This is a genomic window from Paenibacillus terrisolis, assembly GCF_056171975.1.
On sequence record NZ_JBKFGG010000033.1, the window covers coordinates 47,432 to 67,877 of the forward strand.

Here is a 20,446-nt window from a genome sequence, read left to right on the forward strand (position 1 = left end):
ATCTACTTTGCAAACTAAGAGAGGACTCGGACCGATCGAGCACCGGTTATTTGATTCGAGCGAGAATGAGATGGGGAAGTGGCCAGTTATAATAGGCGGAAAATTGCCTCAAATCGCTGCTCCTCCCAAATAACCGGTGCGTCCGATTAGATCCGACCCGACTTGTAGAACGCTTCCTGAAGTTCAGTCAGAAGAACAGGCCGCCTCGTCCCGACGACGACCGGCCTTCATTCTTGTCGCTTTCGATTCTTAGAACCCGCATCGAGCCGCTAGCTGAAGAGACTACACTGCCCCGTCCGTAAATGATGCAATCCCGCCCCTGATAATGCGGATGATCAAAGCGGCCATGACATCAGGCGGCTGAATGCATCCTTCACTCACCCATTTGAGCATCAGCCCCGATGCCCCCGCCTCAGTAAATGTATACAAATATTCTGCGATATCCGGCTGCACAGAGCCGGTCTTCAGCCATTCATTAATCGTATAACGCCGCACCATATCCGCAATCCGGCTTCCGAAATCCTTGCTGCCGTTTCCGCTCAGAAGGGCAATGAAGTTTTCTTTGTTTTGCAGCATATATTCCAGCATTTTCTCGATCACGAAATATTCATCATAGGTCTTCCGCTCTTCGACATGTCCGTTTACATAGGCATCAAGATTCTGGATAATCTCATCCTCCACCTGTCGCATCAAATCGTATTGATCGGCGTAATGGCTATAAAACGTGCTGCGGTTCATATCGGCCAATACACAAATCTCCTTGATTGTCACCTTGGAAAACGGCTTAAGGCGGATTAGCTCAAGGAGTGTGTCTTTCAGGATCATTTTGGTCATTTTCGTTCGCCGGTTAAGCTTGACGCTATCCATATTTCCCTCCACTTTTCCGCAAATCATCGCAATCCCGACACAACAGGTTGTCTGTGTCGGTTTATGCACACTCGCGCTATTATTGATGGTTGAATCCCAACACTGTGTACAGTATATTGTACTCGTGACGGGAATACAACAACATGCGGGGGTTCGGTAAAACCCCCGTTTTGACAATTCGGTCAACCATGGACTACACAAAGGAGGCAATCTTTATGCCACAAGCATCCCCCTCGTTAGCACTGGGCACAGGGCTTAAGGGCAGCCGTTCCGTAAGCACGGGCAGATGGTCGTTCATCGTTCTGCTGCTTGCGATGTTACTGATTAAATTTCTGGTTCCGTCCTCTGCCCAAGGAATCCTGGAATTCGGATTTTTCGCTATTCTTTCCGGCCTGGCCTTCATTCATGGAACCAAGCGCTACGGGCTGAAAAATATGACCATTTTCTTCGTTATCACCTGGGTCGTCAGCAATTTCTTCGAAAGCTTGAGCATCGCCAAGGGCTTCCCCTTCGGCAATTACCATTACACGTCTCCGCTGCCGCGGATCTTCGAAGTGCCGATTTTTATCATGGTCGCCTATTTCGGGATGGGTTATATGGCGTGGACGCTCGCCCATATCCTGAACGGACAGTACGGTAAAAAGCTGCAAGGCGCGCAGATTTTCCTCGTTCCATTCGTCGGTTCGTTCATTATGGTGATGTGGGATGTGGTGATGGACCCGCTGACCGCAACGATCGGCAAGGAATGGATATGGGAGGACGGCGGGAACTATTTCGGGGTTCCGATCTCCAATTATTTGGGCTGGTTTTTCGTCGTCTATGTATTCATGCAAATCTTCGCCCTCTACATCTCCAAATACGACACCAAGGCTGCAGGAGACTCCTTCGGCAAACCGTATTGGTTTGAGGTGACGGCGATATATGGGATTCAAAGTCTGAACTATCTGCTGCAGTGCATCAACGGTGAAGGGTACAGAGAAATTTACAGCTCGATGGGCCTGGTATCCGTGTTTACGATGTGGTTCGTCACCTTAATCGCGGCGATCACGATCAGACGGTCGGGCGAATCGGATTTAACCATTGATAGCAGCCGATCCGTACTTCATAAATAAAGACAACGAGAGCTGGCCCATTTGGCCAGCTCTTTTGTATGAAACAGCCTCATGCCTCGATCCGATCTTTGCCGATCCGGCTCTTCAAACGATCGGGTGGCCCGATTCCTCCCAAGCCATCAGAGCGGAAGGGAACAGTTCGATCGCACGAGGGAAAATGCCCTGCACATAAGCAATCAGCACGCCATAGTTCACGATGGGCACGCCGGCGGCCATCGTTTCGCCGATGCGGTGCAGCATGGCCCGGCGGTTCAGGATACAGGCGCCGCAGTGGACAACCAACGCGTATTGCGACAAATCGAGCGGATAGCCGTAACCGACCGCATGCTCGATCTTCAGTTGTTTTCCCGTGATTTGCCGAAGCCAGCGCGGGATTTTGACGGTGCCGATGTCGTCGGACTGCTGATGGTGGGTGCAGGCTTCGGCAATCAGCACGCGGTCGCCGTCGCGCAGGCTCTCGATTGCGCGTGCTCCTTTGACCAGCTCGTTCAGATCCCCTTTATGGCGGGCGAACAGGATCGAAAAGGAGGTCAGCGGAATGTCCTTGGGCGTATCGGCAGTTACCTTGAGGAACACCTGCGAGTCCGTGATCACCAGCCGCGGTTTGCGGCCAAGGCGCTCCAGGGTTTCCCGGAGCTCGTGCTCCTTGGTTACGACGGCGATCGCGTCGCTCTCGAGAATGTCGCGGATGGTCTGCTGCTGCGGCAGGATCAGCCGGCCTTTTGGCGCAGCTTTGTCGATCGGCACGACCAGCACGACAAAATCGCCCGGCGACACAAGATCGCCGACGATCCGGAAGCGGTCTTCGTCATGGGGCACCGCGGACACGATCGCTTTTCGCAGTTCGGACACGCCTTCTCCCAATAACGCGCTGAACGGGACGAACCTGATGCCGATTTGCCCTTCGACCTGCATCCGGACACCCTCCGCATTCTGAACCGCATCGGTTTTGTTCAGCACGCCAACGACCGGAATGCCTTTGGCCTGCAGCTCAGCCAGCAATTCCAGATAAAATGCGTCCGCACCGGCCGTGGCGTCGACCACCAGGAGCGCCAGATCGGTGCGGCTGATCAATTCTCGCGTTTTTTGCTTGCGCAGCTCGCCGAGCATTCCCTCATCATCCAGTCCGGCAGAGTCGATTAGCACGACGGGGCCAAGCGGCAGCAGCTCCATCGCTTTAAATACCGGGTCGGTCGTCGTCCCCCGGACCGGAGAAACCACCGCCGTCTCCTGGCCCGTCATTGCGTTGATTACGCTGGATTTGCCGACATTGCTTCGTCCAAAGATTGCGATATGAATCCGTTCTCCCCGCGGCGCGGCGTTCAGGCTCATATTCGTCTTCCTCCTTATTTGCCGGGTATGCCCGGTTTGGTCACTTCAAACGGATTCAGGATCTGCCGGATTTGGCTTTCCATCAGCAAGCCTCGCTCCAAAACGACGGTTTCCACGGTCTTCCCCTCGGACTGCGCGGTTTTGGCGATATCGGCGGCCTGCTCATAGCCAAGGTGGGGAACCAGCGCTGTGGCGAGCACGGAGGACTTCTCCAAATGAGTCCGGCAGCGCTCCTCATTGATCTTAAGTCCGCGAATGCAGCGCTGCTCGAACAGCTGCACGGCATGAGTGAGAATCTCCAGCGATTCGAGCAGAGATTCGGCGATCAGTGGACTGAACGCGTTAAGCTCCAGCTGGCCGCTGCCGGCAGCCCAAGTGATCGCGGTATCGTTCGCGATCACCCGCATCGCGGCAACCCCGGCCATCTCGGCCATGACCGGGTTAACCTTGCCCGGCATGATCGATGAGCCGGCCTGCACGGCGGGAAGCTGATATTCGCCGAGACCACCGGCCGGCCCCGAGGCCAGCAGGCGTAAATCTCCGGCGATCTTCAGCAGAGTGACCGCCGCCGCTTTCAGCAGCCCGGAAACCTCGACGAACACGTCCATGTTCTGCGTCGGGTCTACCGGGAACTCGCTGCGGCACAAGCCAAGGCCGGTCAGGTCTTGCAGCACTTCCGTCACCTGAAAGATATAGGCGCGGGGAGCGTCCATCCCCGTTCCAATGGCGGTGCCGCCCAGATTGATCTCGCGCAGCCGTTCTTCGGCCTTGTAGAGCCGCCAGCGATCGCGGGCGGCCCCTTTGGCATAGGCGCCAAACTCCTGGCCGGCCATCATCGGCAGGGCGTCCATCAGCTGCGTCCGCCCCAGCTTCAGCACCTCCGCGTACTCCCCCTCCTTTTCCTGCAGAGCCTCCTGCAAGGAGGCATACGCCTCGCTAAGCGGCCTGAGCAGTCTAATCGCGGCGATTCGCAGTGCGGTGGGGTAGACGTCGTTTGTGGATTGGCAGCGGTTGACATGATCAAGGGGATGGACGAGCTTATATTCGCCTTTTTGACCGCCCAGCAGCTCAATAGCCCGGTTGGCGATCACTTCGTTCACGTTCATGTTGGTCGATGTTCCGGCTCCGCCCTGCAGCGCGTCGACCAGAAGCTGGTCAACCAAGGCGCCGCCGAGGATTTCGTCGCAGGCTGTTGCGATGGCGGAGGAGACGGAAGGAGGGATGAGAGCAAGTTTGCCGTTAACGATCGCCGCGGCTTTTTTGACCACAACGATGGATCTGAACAAATGGCGGCTCACGGGTCTTCCGCTGACGGGAAAGTTCTCAAGGGCTCTGGCCGTGTGAATTCCGTAATATGCCGATGCCGGAACGGCCTTCTCGCCAAGCGAGTCCTTTTCAATGCGGAAAAGGCTATGCGGGTGGTCGCCAAAAGCATTCGAAGCGTCTAATTCCATGAAGGATTCCCCCTCAAGATACGATTGGCATGTCTTTCCTTTATCGTAAATGAAAGCAATTACGTTATCAGTAAAGAAGATCACTTGAATAACTCTCGCGGAGCGGTTCTAAAAGGCGGAAGCCTCCCATAAGCTATCTACAAGAAGGAGGTGTACATGCCATGATCGAACAAGGTAAAGGGAAACGGCAGGAGCTTCATCTGCTGCAAAGGAAATTGCTCGACATTTCGGGGGTTCTGAATGTGGAAAGCTTCGACAACGAAGAGTTTTTGCTTCAGACCGAGCTGGGGCATTTGACGATTCGCGGCCAAAATTTACATATCAAAAACCTGAATCTGGAGCAGGGGCTTGTCAGCATCGAAGGCCTGATTAATAGCCTGTCCTATCTGGATCCAGGCTCGCACGGCGCGAATAAAGGTCTGCTCGGCAAGCTGTTCCGATGAATCTGGAGACGCAGTGGATGACCCTTCTGTGGATGCTCGCGTCCGGGGGAATCATGGGAATCGCTTTCGACAGCTATCGCGTAGTCTCGGGACAGCTTCGATTTCCCCGCTGGAGTATCCATGCCCTCGACCTGGTTTATTGGGTGGCCGCTTCCCTTTTTGTATTCCGCATGCTCTATCGTAGTAATCAAGGAGAACTACGTTTTTACGTCTTTCTGGGACTGTTCATAGGCATTTGGATTTATTTTTTGTTCCTCAGTGTTATAACGGAGCGTTTTGTGATAATGTTAATGGGGATAGTTAACCGCATTTACCGTTTTTTTGTACGAATGATTAAGCTTTTGTTAATTGCACCCATTCGCTGGTTAATCAAGACAATCCGTTTGCTGCTGGGCTTCATATGGATTGTTGTTTTGTTTATAGGGCGGATTACCCTGCTTCCGGTCTGGAAGCTGCTAAGATGGGCAACCCGGCCTATTTGGAAACGCCTTCGAATTCAAGAGACCTATAATAAACTTTACGGCGGCGTCAAAAATTGGTTTACGGCATTATGGAATCGCTGGTTCAGGAAAGAATAACGGCTTGGGAGGTGCCCCGATGCGTTCAGCTACGTCAAACAGGAATTCGAATAATACGGCTTCCGGCAGTTCGGTCGGGGCTCGCCGCAGGATCCGGCTGTGGATGGGATTCATGATCCTGTTCCTGGGCTGGGCGGGTTACACATACATAGCCCAGTCGGGAGACATCGGGGACAAATCGCACCAACTGGCCGTTCAGCAAGCATCCAAGGTAGCCAGCGAGCAAAACCTGAACCAATTAAAATACGAAATAAACCGTCTTCAGGATCCTGAATATATTGGACAAATTGCCATGAAGAAATACGGGTTATACCGGCCGGGCGAAATTCCGGTTCGCGTGGAGGGCTTCGGAGCCGAAAATGACTGAGCCGCAAGGTCATACGTCTGTTGACCTTGTTTGAGTCATTCGGTATAATCAAATCACCGCAGTCATGATTTCGAGGCCTGGCTGTATATTTTTAAGGGAGGATCATTTTATTTTATGGCAATTGAAGTGGGCACCAAGTTAGAAGGAAAAGTGACAGGCATCACGCATTTCGGAGCATTTGTGGATCTGTCAGGAGGTGTCACGGGTCTCGTTCACATCTCGGAGATCGCCGACAATTACGTTAAGGATGTCAACGACCATCTGAAGATTGGCGATACGGTTACCGTTAAGGTAATTAATGTCGACAAGGACGGCAAGATCGGACTTTCCATCAAACAGGCTGTTGATAAGCCGGTGGAGGCCAGACCACCACGCGCACCAAGATCTGACCGGCCAGGCGGAAGAGACGGAGACCGTCCGGGTGGCGGCGGATTTAACCGGGACCGGGGTGGACGTTCTTTCAAACCCCCAGCCAACAAAGCTTCCTTTGAAGACAAGGTATCGCGGTTTCTGAAGGATAGTGAAGAACGTATTTCTTCGTTGAAGAAAAATACGGAAGGCAAACGCGGAGGTCGCGGAGCCAAACGAATGTAATCCCCTATGAACTTAAATTCAACCGCAGGCGATTCGGATCGCTTGCGGTTTTTTGCCGTCTTTCCCCATGCCTTGATCGGACATGAAACTTGAAATCGTCTTTTGTCGCCTCCTTGCTTTTGCCGACAGGTTCTTACGGAATCTACGGTATTCTACAGATCAATGTACGGGAATATCGCGGCAGGGTGGCATAGGGAGGGGCGAACATAGGAGCGCATCACGCGGCGAATCCTTATGGCGGGCCTGCGTTCGCGTTGTTTCGTAGTGCCCTCTCAATTTGTCGGAAATTTCTTTGGTACGGGTTCCGGTATCTGACAAACTTTCCGGCCGAGCCCTCCTATAATGGGACATACCTTACAAATTTGGAAGAGGTGGTGCCAGGATGTTGGGAAAGTGGATTGTCACCCTGCCGGGAATAAGGAAAGCCAGAAAGAGCGTTGCCGACTTTAGCTGGAGCGAGGTGCCGCTGATCAGGCGGATCAGGCATATCCTCGCGATGAACAAATGGAACGGCCTTTTTATCGTAATGAGCTTCCTGCTGGGGAAAGCGACGATTTTGGACGAGCTGTCTCCTTTTGCGATCGCTTTCTTTGCGGTCATGATGTACATGCGCCGGGATTTGGCCGCCGTCACGGGAGCGGTGATGGTCGCCGGGGCCATGTTCGCGCCCGGTACCCATGCACATGCCGCGCAGATCGCCGTGGAACTGCTGATTTTTTATCTTTTCCAAAAAGGCATGGAATCTTTCGAGCGGGCGGACATCTCCTATGCACCGCTAATGGTGTTCACAAGCACGTTTTTCGTCGGACTTTTTAATGCGGTAATCGGACCGACATTAACCTGGTACGCGCTTATGCTGACTTTTATGGACGCGATCTTGAGCTTCGTATTGACACTGGTGTTTATTCAGGCGGTGCCCGTCTTCACGTATCGCAAAAAGAACTATCGCCTTCGCGGCGAAGAAATTCTGTGTCTCGTCATTTTGCTCGCTTCGGTCATGACCGGTTCGGTCGGATGGGAGATTTCCGGTCTGTCCCTCGAGCATGTGCTTTCCAGATATTTGATTCTGCTGTTCGCTTTTGTGGGCGGCGCGCCGCTGGGTGCATCGGTGGGCGTGATTACCGGGCTGATTCTCAGCCTGGCGGATACCGGGGCGCTGGTTCAAATGAGTTTGCTGGCTTTTTCCGGCATGCTGGCCGGCATGCTGAAGGAAGGCCGAAAATGGGCTGTAGGTTTCGGTATGCTGCTGGGATCTTCGATACTGTCTATTTATATTTCCGGCCCGGCGGACGTGATGTCCTCCACTTGGGAGAGCTGCGTGGCGGTGTTGTTTTTTCTCCTTACGCCGAAATCCGTGGTTAGCGTTATCGCCAAATATGTGCCCGGAACACAGGATCACACGAAAACGCAGCATGATTATGCGAAGCGGGTGCGCGACATTACCGCGGACCGGGTGACGCAGTTCTCGCAAGTGTTCAAACAGTTGTCCCGAAGCTTCGGACAGGTGGCGAGTTCCGGCGAAATCGCAAGACGCGGGGATGAGATCGACCACTTCATGAACGCGATCACGGAAGGAGCCTGTGCGACCTGCTACCGGCGCAGCACTTGCTGGGACAACCGGTTCTATCAAACCTATAAATACATGACGGAGATGATGACGGCCATTGAGGAGAAGCCCGAAATATCGCCGGCCGAGCTGCCTCCCAAGTGGTCGAAAATCTGCTCCAAAACCGAGCAAGTGCTGGAGCTCATGAAGCAGGAATACAATCTTTACCAACATGATATGCACTGGAAACGGCAAATATACGACAGCCGTCAGCTCGTGGCTGAGCAGCTGTCCGGCGTATCGCAGGTCATGGAGGATCTGGCCAAGGAGATCCAGCGGGAAGGACAAGCCATGTACCGTCAGGAGGAGCAGATCCGGGACGCGCTGGAACAGATGGGGTTGTCCATCCATAACATCGACATCGTTAATTTGGATCACGGCAACGTCGAGATCGAGATCGTCCATTCGTACACTCGAGGTTTCGATGAATGCCGCAAAATCATCGCCCCGCTGCTGTCGGATATTCTGGGCGAGCATATCGCGGTGATGAACGAGACGATGCATGGGGGTAAGGAGGGGCTTGCAACCGTGACGTTCGGATCGGCCAAAAATTACGAAATCTCCACCGGGGTTACGGGTACCGCCAAAGGAGGCAACCTGCTGTCCGGCGACAGCTTCAGTGCCAAGGAGCTTGGCAACGGCACGTATGCCGTCGCAATCAGCGACGGAATGGGCAACGGGGAGCGGGCGCGGCTTGAGAGCAGCACGGCACTTAACATTCTGGAGCAGCTGCTGCAGTCCGGGATGGACGAGACGCTGGCGATCAAATCGGTAAACTCCATTCTGATGCTGCGCTCCCCGGATGAGATCTACGCCACGGTGGATATGGCCTTGATCGACGAATACACGGCCCGGACGACATTTATGAAGATCGGTTCGTCCCCGAGCTTCATCAGACGCGGGACGGAAGTCATCTCCGTGTCGGCCAGCAATTTGCCGGTGGGCATCATTCAGGAGATTGAGGTCGATTTGGTCACCGTCCAGCTGCAGCCGGGCGATACGCTGATCATGATGACCGACGGGGTATACGACGCTCCGGGCCATGCAGTAAACAAGGAGTTGTGGATGAAGCGGCTAATTCAGGAGATTGCGGGGGACGACCCACAGGATATCGCCGACCATTTGCTGGAATCCGTGATCCGCTACCAGCAAAACGTGATTCATGACGATATGACCGTCGTTGTCGCTTCGGTGGATCATATGCGGCCGCAATGGTCTACGCTGCGGATTCCGGGCATCAGCCGTCTGGAAAGGCCGCGAACGGTAAGCTAAGGGAAGAACTTGGGGTGAGAAGCCTCAGGTTCTTTTTTTTGCCTAAACCCCGGGCTTACCCGTTATAATGAAATAGAAAGGGGCGTGGAACGTGGACTATCGCGTAGACATCACATTCAAGCCATTGTACGAGTTGATGACCAGTCTACATACTTATATTTGCCGCAAATCTCACAAAAAAATTGATCTGGAGCCAGTTTGGGTCAAAGAAACTACACATCGCCTTACGCCCGAATTCATTTCCATGCTCAGCGGCATGGAGATTGATGCGGATTGGAAGTTAACCTATTTGCTCGTTCACTTATGCGAAGAGGGCCATACCGCCGAAGATTTTTTGGTTTGGCTAGAAGGCAAAACGGCGGGAGACCTGTTTGAGCTGATCGCGGAATACACCCATCAGTTTCCGGTGAATATGGGAGAGTTTCGCTCCCGGACGTTAAAGGTGATTTCGGAGTGGAACGATCAGTATTTCCGGCATATCGACCCGGAGATTTTGAAAGCGCTGAGCAGCGAGGAACGGAGCCGAAAGAGCGAGATGGCAAGCAGCGCGCCTCAGGATTTTATCGATCGGACAACCAATGGGCTGGCGTTCCTTCCCAAAGACGGATTGGAGCAGCTTGTTTTGGTTCCGCAGTATCATTTCCAACCCATGAACGTCATCTATCACTTTGGCAAGCTGACCGTCTGCCATTACTCTTCAAGGATCGATTCGGGGGAGAGCGATTTCTTTCCTGCGCATGAATATCGCATGGTTCGGGCGCTGGGCGAGAGAAGCCGGCTCAAGATCCTTCGTTACCTTAACCAGGGACCGAGAAGCTTTACCGAAATCGTCCGCTACCTGAAATTATCCAAAGGCATCACACACGATCATGTCTCCAAGCTGCGAAGCGGCGGTTTCATCCGCGCTCATTTCGAGGGGGAGAATATCGTCGAATACAGCCTGCGGTTGGATATGCTGGAGTATCTGCACAATAAGTTGATGGATTACATTACGCAGGATCAAGGCAATTAAGCTGAACTGGATCTGAAAAAGCCGATTCCCGGGCGAAATACGCCGTTGGAATCGGCTTTTTGTGTCCATGGAAAAAACGGAACACTCAAAAACTCCTGTCATTTTTTAGAATTCTTTGCATAGAGAAATATAAATCAGTTCTCTCTTTACAGAACGATACAGTATCCGTATAATGTTAACAGATATCCAAAGTTTTCTTATCGGAATTAAATTAATATGCTTGTGGTCGGGATTAAATCCATGAACAAGCGATGGGAGTGAAGAGAGGATGAAGAAGAAAGGCATTACCCTGTTAACCGCATTACTATTAATTAGCTCAATGGTTTTGTCCGCTTGCTCGGATAACAATAACGGCGCCGCTCAGGGCACCAATCAGCCTGCGGCCGCAGAGGGAACCAATACCGGCGCCAACCAATCGGGAACGGAAAACACCGCCGACAATGCGTCGGAGGATGGGGCCAAGCTGATCCTGGCGAGCGATCTGTCCAAACTGCCAAACGTGGCAAAAGACCGGACGGATACGGTAATCGTCGCACTGACGGATCCAAGCGGCGCGTTCACTCCGTATTTCCAACAAAGCGGATATGACGGCAATGTGTCTTCCCAGCTCTTCACCCCACTGGTGACGGTAGACGAACAGGGGCTGCCGATACCGGGGCTGGCTGAAAGCTGGGACATATCGGACGATCAGTTGACCTATACTTATCATTTACGCAAGGATTTGAAGTTCAGCGACGGCTCGCCGCTGACGGCGGATGACGTTGCGTTTACCTGGACTCTGCTGTACGACAAAGCCTATGACGGGGATTCCCAGATTCCTACGCTGGGTATCGTAGGCGGTCAAGATTATAAGGACGGCAAAGCCCAAAGCGTCTCCGGCATCACGGTGAAGGATCCGCTGACTGTCTCGGTTACGTTGGAGAAGCCAAACGCAACGGCGCTGGTTACTCTTGGCAGCGATATTCTTTCGAAGGCGTACTACGGCAAAGATTACAAGTTCGGCCAGCTTGATTACATCAAGAAGCTCCACGAGAAACCGGTCGGCAATGGCGCGTATGTGCTGGAGAAGTTCATTCCGGGTCAAGAGGTCCGTTTTGTCGCAAACCCGTATTATTATGCCGGAAAGCCTAAAACTGAGCATTTCATCTATAAAACCTCCGATGGCGACGTGTGGCAATACCTTGAAACCGGTGAAATCGACTTCACCTCCTTCAGCGCAACGAAAGAGAATATCGACAAATTGAAAAGCATGGGCTTCGTCAATATCCTGCCGTACACCCCAAGCACATATGGTTACCTTCAATTGAACCTGGAGCATGAGCAGCTCAAGGATAAGACAGTAAGACAGGCGCTTGATTACGGACTGGATCGCCAAAGCATTTACATAGATGCGAACCAAGGCGTCGGGCGGCTTGCCAATATTCCGGCATCGCCGATTTCCTGGGCATACACCGAAGACGGCATCAATCCGTATCCCTATGATCCGGACAAAGCGAATCAGCTCCTGGATGAAGCCGGGTGGACAAAAGGCTCGGACGGCATCCGCGAGAAAGACGGCAAGAAGCTGACGATTCATTATCTGGGTTCGAAAAACGTGCAGACCGATACATTTATCGCCGTGGCCAAAGAGGATTTTGACGCGATCGGCGTCGACTTCCAGCCTGAAGTATTCGCCGATTTCAACGCGTTGGTCTCCAAAGTGGAAGGCGGGGATTTCGATATGGCCAGCTTCTCCACGGGTATGCTGACGGATCCTTCCGACGGAATCCTTCCTTTCCTCGACGGGGAGATCAAAGGATATGACAATCCGAAGCTGAAGGAATTGTACGACAAGGCGCTCGCGACCAGCGATATCGAGCAGCGCAAAGCGATATACAAAGAGCTGTTCCAGTTGATGAACGACGAATTGCCGGTTATTTTCACAAGCTACAAGCAGACGGTATACGCCTACAACGGCCGGATCCAAAATTTGTCCGTCAGTCCGTTCAACGGGATAACATCCAGCCTGCCTAACTGGATTTTGAAGTAAAAAAACAACCCTTCCCCTCTCCTGGATCAAGGTGGGGGGAAAGGTTTTTCCAAGGAGCCGGTCATGAGCACATACATTAGCAAAAGATTGATATATATGGTGGTTATTCTTCTAGCCGCCTCCCTGCTCATTTTTTGTTTATACGCCTTGACTCCCGGCGACTTCATCACCGGGAATATCAAGCTGACGCCCGAGCGGAAGGCGGAGCTTCGGGAAATCTACGGACTGAACAAGCCGGTGCTTGAACGGTATGGCATTTGGATGAAACACGCGCTGCACGGCGATTTCGGGTATTCGCTCGCCCAGCAAAGACCCGTTCTGAAGCTGTTTAACCAGTATATTTGGAACTCGTTTCTGCTTGCGGCCGTATCGACGTTTTTAACCTGGTTTATCGCCGTCGTTGTCGGCGTTTTTTCCGCTTACAAGCAGTACTCGTGGTTTGACACGCTTGTGCTGATCGCGGTGTTTGCGGCGATGTCGCTGCCGTCCTTTTTTATCGGGCTCTTCCTGATTAAGATCCTCGCCGTCGACTTCAAATGGCTGCCTCCGGGAGGCATGCTCACCACCGGCAGCAACGCGACCGGCTGGGCTTATTTCAAGGAAGTGATTCATCATATGACACTGCCCGTGATCGTCATGACCATTTTGGGGGTCGGTTCGCTGACGCGTTATTTCCGGACCAGCATGATCGACGTGCTTAAGCAGGATTACATTCGCACCGCCAGAGCCAAGGGACTGAAGGAGAGCAAGGTGCTATTCTCCCATGCGCTGCGCAACGCGCTGCTGCCGGCGATTACGCTGGTAGGCTTTGAACTTCCCGCATTGTTCGGCGGTTCGCTGATCATCGAGAAGATTTTCAACTGGCCGGGGATCGGCCAGCTTTACATGTCTTCCTTTTCCCTCAGAGATTATCCGCTGCTCATGGGATTTACGATGCTGATCGCGATTTTGACCGTCATTGGCACGCTTTTATCCGATCTTCTCTATCACGTCGCGGATCCGCGCGTCAGATTGCATTAGGGGGTGCGGCAGGTGACATCCTTTCAAGAAGTCCCGGAGACGGTAAAAGCGGTTCGGGTGGACAAGAAACCCTCGCTGTGGACGCAATCGCTTCGCCGGTTAGTGCGTAACAGACTGGCCGTGACCGGATTTGTCGTTGTTGTGTTTATGTTTATCGCCTGTTTTTTTGGGCCGGTATTTTCACCTTACGCGGATAACAAGATCCATATGAATTTGATGAACAGAGCGCCGAGTCTTCAGCATTGGCTGGGTACCGATAAGCTCGGAAGAGACGTGCTGACCCGCGTTCTCCAGGCTGGACGAATTTCCTTGACCGTCGGCCTGGCTTCGATGGCCTTATCGGTTTTTCTCGGCACCCTTCTTGGCGCAATCGCCGGCTATTACCGGGGAATCGTGGATCAAGTCATCATGCGGCTGGCCGATTTGCTGCTGACGATTCCCGGATTGCCGCTGCTGTTTATTTTCGGCGCCCTGTTGTCGGAATGGAAAGTGCCGACGGATTACCGGATGTATCTTGTCATGCTTATGCTTAGTCTCGTTAACTGGCCCGGGCTGGCCCGAATGGTGCGGGGGCAGATGCTCAGCCTTCGGGAAAGAGAGTTCATGCAGGCGGCCATCGTACTGGGTCTGCGGGACAGACGCAAAATCCTGCATCACTTATTGCCGAATTTAATACCGCTTATTATCGTTATTGCCACCCTCAATATCGGCGGCGCGATTCTCAGCGAATCGGTGCTCAGCTTCTTTGGTCTCGGGGTGATGCCGCCGACGCCGACCTGGGGAAACATGATCGACGCGGCCAACAATATGATCGACTTTCAACAGCATCCGTGGATGTGGATCCCGCCGGGCGTCTCCATCTTTGCGACGGTCATCGCCATCAATCTGTTCGGGGATGGCCTGAGGGACGTGCTGGATCCCAAATTGAAGAGGTAGGTGGCCATGGTGTCGACTTTGCTTGAGATAGAACAGCTTAGCACTTATTTTAATACCGAGGATGGGGTCATCAAGGCGGTTGACGATGTCAGTCTCCGGGTTCTTCAAGGCGAGACCGTATGTATTGTCGGGGAGTCGGGCTGCGGCAAAAGCGTCACGGCCATGACGGTGATGGGCCTTTTGAAAGGCACGCCCGGCATTCAAATCGGAGGGAAGATTAACTTCGAAGATACGGATCTGCTGACGCTCGATCGTCACCATCTTCGTACGATCCGCGGCAACGAGATTTCGATGATTTTTCAGGAGCCTATGTCTTCGCTGAATCCGGTGATCACGATCGGCAAGCAAATTATGGAGCCTTTAATGGAGCATTTGAAGCTGAGCAAGAAAGATGCGCAGAATAGAGCGATCGAATTGATCGGGCAGGTCGGCATTTCCCGGCCCGAGCAGATCGCGAACAGCTATCCGCATGAGCTTAGCGGCGGAATGCTGCAGCGGATCATGATCGCCATTGCGATTTCGTGCAATCCGAAACTGCTGATTGCCGACGAGCCTACGACCGCGCTCGACGTTACGATTCAAGCGCAAATTCTCGATATGCTGCGCCAGATCAAAGCGGAATCCCAAATGTCGATCCTGCTGATCACCCACGATCTCGGGGTTGTAGCGGAAATGGCCGACTATGTGGTCGTGATGTATGCCGGAAAAGTCGTGGAGGAGGGAGAAGTCACCGAATTGTTTGAACACCCCAAACATCTTTACACGAAGGGGTTGTTGAAATCTAAACCGATCCTGAATCAGCGGCAGGAGGAGCTCTATTCGATTCCCGGACAGGTTCCGAACCTGCTTGATTTACAGTCGTCCTGCTATTTCCACGACCGCTGCGAGCATTGCATGGATGTGTGCCGGAACCGGGAGCCCGGTCTAAAAAAATACGGAGACAAACAAAAAGTGGCCTGCTGGCTGTATGAGGAGGCGAACGTCCAATGACCGAACCGCTCCTTGAAGTAAGCCATTTGAAGAAGTACTTTCCGATCAAGTCGGGATTGCTTCAGCGGACAACCGGCCAGGTCAAGGCCGTGGACGATATCAGCCTTACGATCGCGCCGGGGGAGACCTTCGGCCTTGTGGGGGAATCGGGCAGCGGGAAAAGCACGGTGGGGCGCTCCATCGTCCGGCTGACGGACAAGACGGAGGGAGAGATTCGTTTCAAAGGACTCGATCTCTACAGTCTGCACGATGAAGAGCTGAGAAAGCTCCGCCCGAAAATGCAGATGATCTTTCAGGACCCCTACAGCTCCCTGAATCCGCGTATACGGGTCGGCGACGCCATCGGAGAAGCTCTGCTCGATCACGGCCTGATACCCAAAGGAGAGATCCGCGACCGGGTGCTTGAAGTGCTCGCTTCCTGCGGCTTGTCCTCCTATCATATCGATCGGTATCCGCATGAATTTTCGGGCGGCCAGCGGCAGCGGATCGGAATCGCCCGTGCGCTGATCCTGAATCCGGACCTCATCATCGCCGACGAGCCCGTCTCCGCGCTTGACGTATCGATTCAGGCCCAGATCATCAACTTGTTCCGCAAGCTGCAGGAAACCGCGGGGCTTACCTACTTGTTCATTTCCCACGATTTGAGCGTGGTGGAGCACTTATGTTCCCGGGTAGGCGTCATGTACCTGGGGAGCATGGTGGAAATGGCTTCCCGCGACGAGATGTTCCGGCATCCGCTGCACCCTTACACGAAAGCTCTGCTCTCGGCTGTGCCCGTGCCGATTCCGCGGTTGAAACGGGAGAGAATCATTCTGAAAGGCGATATGCCAAGCCCGGCCAATCCGCCTTCCGGCTGTAAATTCCATACCAGATGCCCGTTTGCGACGGACGAATGCAGAGAGCGTATTCCCGAATTCCGTGATGCCGGCGGCGGACATTTTGTGGCTTGCCATCTGGTATAGTCCGGAATAAGCTTAGTGACAAGGGGGGATCATCATGTCAGTAGCGGCATTGCCCCAGCCTTACGCGCTGAGAGTCGAAATGATTCGGGCCAAAGGATATTCCGACCTTGAAGTGCTTAAACTGCTGGAGCCGGGGAACGAAACGGATTTAAGAAACGTGAATTCGGAACTGAATTGGGACGATTTTCTGGAATATTGCAAAGAGAACGGGGATCTTATCGAGCGGGCGGTATTCGAAGGATACCAGTTCAAGTTCATTACCGTCGGGGGGTTGAAAAACCTGCTTGACATCAAGTTCAGGCAAAAGGCGGAGAGGGATTATCTTTTTGGCGGAACTCATCTTGATGATTTGCGGATGAACACCCACGACTATCAGCAGCTGCGGAACCTGGTTCCGGGCCACTGGAATTTTATTTGCGAGAAAGTTGACCTGGCGGCGGATGAGATCCGTTTCAAAATAGAGTTGGCCAGCCTGAGCAACGAATAAGAGCTGCATGTCAATGGGGCGTCCGCCGTAAGGAGGGAGGCTCCATTCGTGCTTTTACCCTGAAGAATCCCGCTTTTCTTCGAATCTTTCAAGTTTGAACTCTCTTTCAGCTGGAAATGATAGAGAGAGAAGCCATAACGAAAGAATGGGAAAGGCGGGATAACGATGAAACAAATTATGCTGATAACGGATGGATGTTCGAATGTGGGAGAAAGCCCGGTGATGGCGGCGGCGTTGGCCCGGCAGGAGGGCATTACCGTCAATGTGGTGGGAATTGTCGATTACGGTACGATCGGGGAGCTGGGAAGCCGGGAGATTTCCGAAATCGCCAAAGCCGGCGGCGGGATGAGCCGGATTTCCGGCACCGAGCAGTTGGCCCAGACAATGCAGATGCTGACGCGCAAGACGGTGGTTCAAACGATTCAGCAGGCCGTCAATCAGGAACTGCGGCAGATTCTGGGCGATCAGTCGGTGGGAGACCTGCCGCCGGATACGCGCGCGCAGGTCGTCGAAGTGATCGACGAGCTGAGCGAAAACAGCGAGCTTCAGGTCGCGCTGCTGATCGACGCCAGCGCCAGCATGAAGCCGAAGCTGCGGGCGGTGGAAGAAGCGATTCGCGATTTGATGCTGAGCCTGGGCGCCCGGAAGGGAAGCAGCAAGCTGGCCGTGTTTCATTTTCCCGGTTCACACAGCGGGGAGGACGCCGTGCTTGACGTCGACTGGACGAGCGATTTAGGGTCGGCGCGTTCCCTGTTTCAACGCCTGATGATGAGGGGCGCTACCCCTACCGGTCCGGCAATCTTGAAGGTGATGGAATTCATGCGATATGATACACTGAATGGACACGGATATGAAAAGACTTGGCGCGAAGAGACAGAGGGAAGAGATGGGATGCTAGGTGACTACGTCGTCTAAACTCAGCCTGCCGCAAGGAACACGGGTGAATGGCCGTTACCATGGCGGGAGATACGTCATTCAGCGTTTGCTCGGGCAAGGGGCGAACGGGGTTGTGTATCTCGTGAGGCATGAGAGAAACGGTAAATTATATGCGCTTAAAATGGGCTTTGACACGATCGATATCCAGTCGGAAATCAATGTCCTGAAGGCTATGCAGCGGCAGCACGGCTGGCAGACCGGATCCGCCGGGCGGGATCGCAGGTACCTGGTGGAGGTGGACGATTTCACGCACGAGGGCAAGGCGATCCCCTTTTACGTCATGCGATACGTCAAAGGTGAGCCGTTGCGCGCTTTTCTTGTGAATCAGGGAGTCCGGTGGCTGGATGTCGCCGGACTGAAGCTGCTTGGGGAGCTGCAGCGCCTGCACCAATCCGGCTGGGTGTTTGGCGATTTGAAGCCGGAGAACGTGCTGGTCGCTCCTTACGGTGAGGTAGAACTCATCGATTACGGCGGCGTCAGTTCCATCGGACGAAGCGTAAAGCAGTTTACGGAATGGTACGACCGCGGATTTTGGGACGCCGGAACCCGCGTAGCGGAGCCCTCTTACGATTTGTTCTCCTTTGCCGTCGTTTGCGTTCATCTGCTGGCCGAGGAGCCGCTGAAGAAAGCGGCCACTCAGCTTCCGCAAACCCGCAGCCGCAGCGACCTGCTGAATATCGTACGCGGCGAACCCCGGCTGGAGCCGTACCGGGAATGGCTGCAAAGGGCGATTGCCGGCGATTTTCGCGACACCGCGGAAGCCTGCTCGCTCTGGAGGGAGCTTGTGACCGGGGGAACCGTGACGAAACGAAAATCCAAAAAATCAACGCCGGGCTGGATGCTGGGCGCTTTTGCCGTATCCGTCACCTTATTGCTCTGCGCTATTTATCTGACCCTGCGATTTTAACTATCTGGTTTTAACTACCTATAGAATAGAGGGGGAGCTTCGTATGAACGAACGGACGATGTTTCGCCTGGTTGAAGAGGTCCGGCAAAACGGGGAGACCCACCGGCTGTGGACTCCCGGCGATTGCATCGTCGTCGCCGTCTCCGGCGGACCGGACTCGGTGGCGCTGCTGCATATCATGAAAGAGATTGCTTCCGAAGAAGGAGCGGGGCTGAAGCTGGTCTGCGCTCATGTGAATCATGGCTTTCGAGGCGAGGAATCCGACGCGGAAGCGGAGTTCGTAAGGGAGCTTGCAGGACGTCTTGGTATCCCGTTTGAGCTGGGCAGCTTTGATATTCCTTCCTATATGAAAGAATCCGGCAAAGGCTCCCAGTTGGCCGCGAGGGACAAGAGATACGAATTTCTGCATCAAATCGCGGAAAAATACGGGGCTGCCTCCATCGCGCTTGCCCATCATGCCGACGATCAGGCCGAGACGGTCATCCTCCGTCTTTTGCGGGGAAGCGGACCCTCGGGACTGGCCGGAATGAAAATGAAACGTCACGAAAAAAAAGTGGAACTAATCCGTCCTTTGCTTCGTATATACAAGACGGAACTGGTCCGGGCGTGCCATGAGTCCGGCATTCCGTATGTGACAGACAGCAGCAATTTGCTGAGAAAATACACGCGAAATGCAGTCCGGCTGGATGTACTTCCTTTTTTGGGGCAATATAATGGTCAGTTGGTCCAATCGCTCAATCGGCTTGCCGAAACCATCGGGGACGAGGACGATTTCATGAAGGATGAAGCCGAACGCGCATATGCCGAATTGGTCTTCGCCCAGGGAGAAGAACTGACGTTCCGGGTCAAGTCTTTTGCCGCTTTACATGTCGCTTTACAACGGAGGTTGATTAAATTAATATTAAATTATCTGCCTTTATGTACGGATGAAAGCGATTTTGTCAAGATTGAAGCGATTCGGCATGGCGTGGTGCAGGAGATGCCCACGACATGGAGCCTTGATCTTGGCGGCGGTTTGCGCTGCTTGCGCGAATACGATACGATTCGTTTTGTCCCGAGCAGAGCGGAAAGTCGGATTTCACAATATACATATGTGGTGAAGCATTTTCCTGCGGAAGTGCCCATCGAGGGCACGGAGCAAAGCTTGCGGTTTTCGCGGCTAGCGGCTGCTGGAACGGACGAGATCGCCGACGCTAAGGCAGAGGGGAATGACAAGGCGGCATTTGATGCGGATGAGCTGGATTATCCGCTTACTGTGCGTTTCCGGCTTCCGGGAGATACCATGAAAGTCATGGGACTAAATGGCAGCAAAAAGGTAAAAGATATTTTCATTGACGAGAAAATACCTCCTTCCCTACGCTCCCAAATCCCGGTAGTAACGGATGCCGAAGGCCGGATTTTATGGATTGCCGGCGTAAGGCAATCCGCGATTGCTGCGGTCAAGCAGCATACGACTTCGGTTGTGCGAATAGTTCTGGATACATCGAGAAACGAGCAATCCCCGCTTGAGGTTTAGCGGAGCTCAGGCATTCATAGTATAAC

The 20,446-nt window shown here is 53.5% G+C and carries 19 protein-coding genes; 16 read left to right on the forward strand and 3 right to left on the reverse strand.

Annotated features, from left to right (window positions below; translation table 11 throughout):
- Positions 1–282 precede the first annotated feature (282 nt).
- Positions 283–867 carry a TetR/AcrR family transcriptional regulator gene (locus ACI48K_RS21250; RefSeq protein WP_475029641.1) on the reverse strand — a complete coding sequence of 195 codons (585 nt, stop codon included), beginning with the start codon at positions 865–867 and terminating at the stop codon, positions 283–285.
- 215 nt (positions 868–1,082) lie between these two features.
- On the opposite strand from ACI48K_RS21250, the gene ACI48K_RS21255 reads away from it, so the two are divergent.
- A complete protein-coding gene (locus tag ACI48K_RS21255) occupies positions 1,083–1,979 on the forward strand; it encodes a carotenoid biosynthesis protein (RefSeq protein ID WP_475029642.1) in 897 nt (298 codons plus the stop codon).
- A gap of 84 nt (positions 1,980–2,063) precedes the next feature.
- Here ACI48K_RS21255 and hydF read toward each other — a convergent pair whose 3' ends face one another.
- Positions 2,064–3,311, reverse strand: a complete 1,248-nt coding sequence (gene hydF, locus ACI48K_RS21260; RefSeq protein ID WP_475029643.1) for a [FeFe] hydrogenase H-cluster maturation GTPase HydF — start codon at positions 3,309–3,311, stop codon at positions 2,064–2,066.
- Positions 3,312–3,325: 14 nt separating this feature from the next.
- Positions 3,326–4,765, reverse strand: a complete 1,440-nt coding sequence (locus ACI48K_RS21265) for an aspartate ammonia-lyase (protein WP_475029644.1) — start codon at positions 4,763–4,765, stop codon at positions 3,326–3,328.
- A 161-nt stretch (positions 4,766–4,926) separates the two neighbouring features.
- On the opposite strand from ACI48K_RS21265, the gene yabP reads away from it, so the two are divergent.
- The 15 genes from yabP (at position 4,927) to tilS (ending at position 20,420) form a co-directional block, all read left to right on the forward strand.
- Positions 4,927–5,208 (forward strand): sporulation protein YabP, encoded by a 282-nt coding sequence (gene yabP, locus ACI48K_RS21270; RefSeq protein ID WP_475029645.1) that lies wholly within the window; start codon positions 4,927–4,929, stop codon positions 5,206–5,208.
- Positions 5,205–5,786 (forward strand): spore cortex biosynthesis protein YabQ, encoded by a 582-nt coding sequence (gene yabQ / locus ACI48K_RS21275; protein WP_475029646.1) that lies wholly within the window; start codon positions 5,205–5,207, stop codon positions 5,784–5,786. The genes yabP and yabQ overlap by 4 nt, the downstream gene beginning before the upstream one ends.
- Before the next feature lie 19 nt (positions 5,787–5,805).
- On the forward strand, positions 5,806–6,153 hold the full coding sequence (locus ACI48K_RS21280) for an FtsB family cell division protein (RefSeq protein ID WP_475029647.1): 348 nt from the start codon (positions 5,806–5,808) through the stop codon (positions 6,151–6,153).
- Between the two features lie 114 nt (positions 6,154–6,267).
- A complete protein-coding gene (locus ACI48K_RS21285; protein ID WP_475029648.1) occupies positions 6,268–6,747 on the forward strand; it encodes a S1 domain-containing RNA-binding protein in 480 nt (159 codons plus the stop codon).
- A 382-nt stretch (positions 6,748–7,129) separates the two neighbouring features.
- Positions 7,130–9,625, forward strand: coding sequence for a stage II sporulation protein E (gene spoIIE / locus ACI48K_RS21290; protein ID WP_475029649.1), 2,496 nt, complete (start codon positions 7,130–7,132; stop codon positions 9,623–9,625).
- Between the two features lie 91 nt (positions 9,626–9,716).
- Complete coding sequence (locus ACI48K_RS21295; RefSeq protein ID WP_475029650.1) at positions 9,717–10,637, forward strand: ArsR/SmtB family transcription factor; 921 nt, start codon at positions 9,717–9,719, stop codon at positions 10,635–10,637.
- Between the two features lie 268 nt (positions 10,638–10,905).
- The gene (locus tag ACI48K_RS21300) at positions 10,906–12,666 is read left to right on the forward strand and encodes an ABC transporter substrate-binding protein (protein WP_475029651.1); all 1,761 of its coding nucleotides are present in this window, start codon (positions 10,906–10,908) and stop codon (positions 12,664–12,666) included.
- 63 nt (positions 12,667–12,729) lie between these two features.
- Positions 12,730–13,686, forward strand: a complete 957-nt coding sequence (locus ACI48K_RS21305) for an ABC transporter permease (RefSeq protein ID WP_475029652.1) — start codon at positions 12,730–12,732, stop codon at positions 13,684–13,686.
- A 12-nt stretch (positions 13,687–13,698) separates the two neighbouring features.
- Positions 13,699–14,622 (forward strand): oligopeptide ABC transporter permease, encoded by a 924-nt coding sequence (gene opp4C / locus ACI48K_RS21310; protein WP_475029653.1) that lies wholly within the window; start codon positions 13,699–13,701, stop codon positions 14,620–14,622.
- A 9-nt stretch (positions 14,623–14,631) separates the two neighbouring features.
- Positions 14,632–15,612, forward strand: a complete 981-nt coding sequence (locus ACI48K_RS21315) for an ABC transporter ATP-binding protein (RefSeq protein WP_475029675.1) — start codon at positions 14,632–14,634, stop codon at positions 15,610–15,612.
- On the forward strand, positions 15,609–16,574 hold the full coding sequence (locus tag ACI48K_RS21320) for an ABC transporter ATP-binding protein (protein ID WP_475029654.1): 966 nt from the start codon (positions 15,609–15,611) through the stop codon (positions 16,572–16,574). Before ACI48K_RS21315 ends, ACI48K_RS21320 begins: the two co-directional genes overlap by 4 nt.
- Before the next feature lie 34 nt (positions 16,575–16,608).
- Entirely contained in the window at positions 16,609–17,061 is a 453-nt protein-coding gene (locus ACI48K_RS21325; protein WP_475029655.1) for a hypothetical protein, read from the forward strand.
- Positions 17,062–17,226: 165 nt separating this feature from the next.
- A complete protein-coding gene (locus ACI48K_RS21330; protein WP_475029656.1) occupies positions 17,227–17,976 on the forward strand; it encodes a hypothetical protein in 750 nt (249 codons plus the stop codon).
- Entirely contained in the window at positions 17,960–18,904 is a 945-nt protein-coding gene (locus ACI48K_RS21335; protein WP_475029657.1) for a serine/threonine protein kinase, read from the forward strand. The genes ACI48K_RS21330 and ACI48K_RS21335 overlap by 17 nt, the downstream gene beginning before the upstream one ends.
- Positions 18,905–18,947: 43 nt before the next feature.
- Entirely contained in the window at positions 18,948–20,420 is a 1,473-nt protein-coding gene (gene tilS / locus ACI48K_RS21340) for a tRNA lysidine(34) synthetase TilS (RefSeq protein WP_475029658.1), read from the forward strand.
- The last annotated feature ends 26 nt before the right edge of the window (positions 20,421–20,446 follow it).

Bases quoted from the DNA above. Each gene is read 5' to 3' on its own strand.
- ACI48K_RS21250 (WP_475029641.1), bottom strand. From the start codon at position 867: ATGGATAGCGTCAAGCTTAACCGGCGAACGAAAATGACCAAAATGATC.
- ACI48K_RS21255 (WP_475029642.1), top strand. From the start codon at position 1,083: ATGCCACAAGCATCCCCCTCGTTAGCACTGGGCACAGGGCTTAAGGGC.
- hydF (WP_475029643.1), bottom strand. From the start codon at position 3,311: ATGAGCCTGAACGCCGCGCCGCGGGGAGAACGGATTCATATCGCAATC.
- ACI48K_RS21265 (WP_475029644.1), bottom strand. From the start codon at position 4,765: ATGGAATTAGACGCTTCGAATGCTTTTGGCGACCACCCGCATAGCCTT.
- yabP (WP_475029645.1), top strand. From the start codon at position 4,927: ATGATCGAACAAGGTAAAGGGAAACGGCAGGAGCTTCATCTGCTGCAA.
- yabQ (WP_475029646.1), top strand. From the start codon at position 5,205: ATGAATCTGGAGACGCAGTGGATGACCCTTCTGTGGATGCTCGCGTCC.
- ACI48K_RS21280 (WP_475029647.1), top strand. From the start codon at position 5,806: ATGCGTTCAGCTACGTCAAACAGGAATTCGAATAATACGGCTTCCGGC.
- ACI48K_RS21285 (WP_475029648.1), top strand. From the start codon at position 6,268: ATGGCAATTGAAGTGGGCACCAAGTTAGAAGGAAAAGTGACAGGCATC.
- spoIIE (WP_475029649.1), top strand. From the start codon at position 7,130: ATGTTGGGAAAGTGGATTGTCACCCTGCCGGGAATAAGGAAAGCCAGA.
- ACI48K_RS21300 (WP_475029651.1), top strand. From the start codon at position 10,906: ATGAAGAAGAAAGGCATTACCCTGTTAACCGCATTACTATTAATTAGC.
- ACI48K_RS21305 (WP_475029652.1), top strand. From the start codon at position 12,730: ATGAGCACATACATTAGCAAAAGATTGATATATATGGTGGTTATTCTT.
- ACI48K_RS21320 (WP_475029654.1), top strand. From the start codon at position 15,609: ATGACCGAACCGCTCCTTGAAGTAAGCCATTTGAAGAAGTACTTTCCG.
- ACI48K_RS21325 (WP_475029655.1), top strand. From the start codon at position 16,609: ATGTCAGTAGCGGCATTGCCCCAGCCTTACGCGCTGAGAGTCGAAATG.
- ACI48K_RS21330 (WP_475029656.1), top strand. From the start codon at position 17,227: ATGAAACAAATTATGCTGATAACGGATGGATGTTCGAATGTGGGAGAA.
- tilS (WP_475029658.1), top strand. From the start codon at position 18,948: ATGAACGAACGGACGATGTTTCGCCTGGTTGAAGAGGTCCGGCAAAAC.